The organism is Bacteroides sp. AM23-12 (assembly GCF_003434395.1).
Lineage (GTDB): Bacteria > Bacteroidota > Bacteroidia > Bacteroidales > Bacteroidaceae > Bacteroides > Bacteroides thetaiotaomicron.
Map to the genome: position 1 here is coordinate 1 of NZ_QTLF01000082.1, position 2,397 is coordinate 2,397.

Here is a 2,397-nt window from a genome sequence, read left to right on the forward strand (position 1 = left end):
AATAAAACCATGTCAGACTTTTCAAGAAGAAAATTTCTTAAAACGGGAGCCGCTGCTTTAGCAGGAATCACCATTGCTCCCAGTTCTATTTTAGGTATGAGCCACGGGCACGTTTCACCAACCGACAAACTGAACCTCGCAGCCGTAGGTATCGGCGGTATGGGCCATGCCAACATCAACAACGTGAAGGGCACCGAAAACATCGTAGCCCTTTGTGACGTAGACTGGAAATATGCCAAAGGCGTATTCGATGAATTCCCGAATGCGAAGAAATACTGGGATTACCGCAAGATGTACGATGAAATGGGCAAATCCATTGACGGCGTAATCATTGCTACCGCCGACCATACTCATGCCATCATCACGGCAGACGCCATGACAATGGGCAAGCACGTATACTGCCAGAAACCGTTGACTCACTCCGTTTACGAATCCCGTTTGCTGACCAAGCTGGCCGCCTCTACCGGAGTAGTTACTCAAATGGGTAATCAGGGAGCATCGGGCGAAGGTACCGACCTGGTTTGCGAATGGATATGGAATGGAGAAATCGGTGAAGTAACCAAAGTGGAATGCGCCACCGACCGTCCTATCTGGCCGCAAGGACTGAATGCCCCCGAAAAGGCGGACCGCATCCCCAACACATTGAACTGGGATCTTTTCACCGGACCTGCCAAACTGAACCCGTACAACAACGTTTATCATCCCTGGAACTGGCGCGGATGGTGGGATTACGGTACAGGTGCACTGGGCGATATGGCCTGCCATATTCTGCATCAGCCGTTCAGAGCTCTGAAACTGGGTTATCCTACCAAGGTGGAAGGTTCTTCTACATTATTACTGAGTGCCTGCGCTCCTCAGGCCCAGCACGTGAAGATGATTTTCCCCGCCCGCGACAATATGCCGAAAGTTGCCTTGCCGGAAGTTGAGGTACACTGGTATGACGGCGGTATGATGCCGGAACGTCCGAAAGGTTTCCCGGAAGGAAAACAACTGATGGGTCCCGGTGGTGGTCTGACTATTTTCCACGGAACAAAAGATACATTGATTTGCGGCTGCTACGGAGAACAACCTTTCTTGTTGTCAGGCCGTGTGCCCAATGCACCGAAAGTATGCCGCCGTGTCAAGTGTTCTCATGAGATGGACTGGGTACGCGCTTGTAAGGAAGACAAATCCAACCGCGTGATGCCGAAAGCGGATTTCTCCGAATCGGGACCGATGAATGAAATGGTGGTAATGGGTGTATTGGCTATCCGTCTGCAAGGTTTGAACAAGACACTGGAATGGGACGGCGCCAATATGTGCTTCACCAATATCGGTGATAATGAAACACTCAGAACCTGCATTAAGGACGGATTTACGATTCATGATGGTCACCCGTCATTCAACAAGACCTGGACAGATCCGATCAATGCGAAACAATTCGCAGCCGAACTGGTGAAACATAACTATCGCGAAGGATGGAAGTTGCCTGATATGCCACGATAACACGATAAAAGTAAGTTAAGAATTAAAGATTAAAAATTAAATAGTTATTATTATGAAGAAAGTATTTTATCCATTAGCTTGTTGTCTTGCAGCGGGAGTTTTAGTTTCCTGCAGCGGTCAGAAGAAATCCGGGAGTGCTCAGGAAGAGCAATCGGCAAACGAAGTAGCATTATCATATTCAAAATCATTAAAAGCAGCAGAGATGGATAGCTTGCAATTACCGGTAGATGCGGATGGTTACATCACTATCTTTGACGGCAAAACATTTAATGGATGGCGTGGTTATGGCAAGGACAGAGTTCCTTCCAAATGGACTATCGAAGACGGTTGCATCAAGTTTAACGGTTCCGGTGGCGGTGAAGCGCAGGATGGTGATGGCGGAGACCTGATCTTTGCCCACAAATTCAAAAACTTCGAACTGGAAATGGAATGGAAGGTTTCCAAAGGCGGTAACTCCGGTATCTTCTATCTGGCTCAGGAAGTAACTTCTAAAGATAAGGACGGTAACGACGTGCTCGAACCTATTTATATTTCCGCACCTGAATATCAGGTATTGGACAATGACAATCATCCGGATGCAAAATTGGGTAAAGACAATAACCGTCAGTCGGCTTCTTTATATGACATGATTCCGGCAGTTCCTCAGAATGCGAAACCTTTCGGCGAATGGAACAAGGCTAAGATCATGGTTTATAAAGGTACTGTTGTTCACGGACAGAATGACGAGAATGTACTCGAATACCACTTGTGGACCAAACAATGGACTGACCTTTTGCAAGCCAGCAAATTCAGCCAGGACAAATGGCCGTTGGCTTTCGAACTGCTGAATAATTGCGGTGGCGAAAACCACGAAGGATTTATCGGAATGCAGGATCACGGTGATGACGTTTGGTTCCGCAATATCCGCGTGAA

The 2,397-nt window shown here is 47.6% G+C and carries 2 protein-coding genes; both read left to right on the forward strand.

Annotated elements, in window-relative coordinates; all coding sequences use genetic code 11:
* Positions 1–9 precede the first annotated feature (9 nt).
* Complete coding sequence (locus DW640_RS23130; RefSeq protein ID WP_016268292.1) at positions 10–1,485, forward strand: Gfo/Idh/MocA family protein; 1,476 nt, start codon at positions 10–12, stop codon at positions 1,483–1,485.
* 52 nt (positions 1,486–1,537) lie between these two features.
* Positions 1,538–2,397, forward strand: an 860-nt coding sequence (locus DW640_RS23135) for a DUF1080 domain-containing protein (RefSeq protein ID WP_061473452.1), incomplete at its 3' end; no start/stop codon positions are given.